Source organism: Chryseobacterium mucoviscidosis (assembly GCF_002177115.1).
GTDB lineage: Bacteria > Bacteroidota > Bacteroidia > Flavobacteriales > Weeksellaceae > Chryseobacterium > Chryseobacterium mucoviscidosis.
Genome location: NZ_MVAG01000146.1, coordinates 1 through 288 on the forward strand (window position 1 = coordinate 1; position 288 = coordinate 288).

Here is a 288-nt window from a genome sequence, read left to right on the forward strand (position 1 = left end):
AGCGAAGAGGTCACACCCGTTCCCATGCCGAACACGGAAGTTAAGCTCTTCAGCGCCGATGGTAGTTGGGGGCTTCCCCCTGTGAGAGTAGGACGCCGCCAAGCGCTTAGAGGACCAGCTTATATAAGCTGGTCTTTTTTATTTGGAACCTCATTGATACAAACACCTAACACTTCCCGGCTACATATACTAATCTAACCTTCAAAAACTTTCTTAATTTTGCATACAAATATTGTTCTTTGGGAATACTAAAACCCATGGAGGTGGAATGGATGAGTAAGTCTAATC

The 288-nt window shown here is 44.4% G+C and carries 1 rRNA gene; it reads left to right on the forward strand.

The window, feature by feature from the left end:
* Positions 1 to 104, forward strand: a 5S ribosomal RNA gene (gene rrf / locus B0E34_RS22820); the annotation flags it as partial.
* Between the last annotated feature and the right edge of the window lie 184 nt (positions 105 to 288).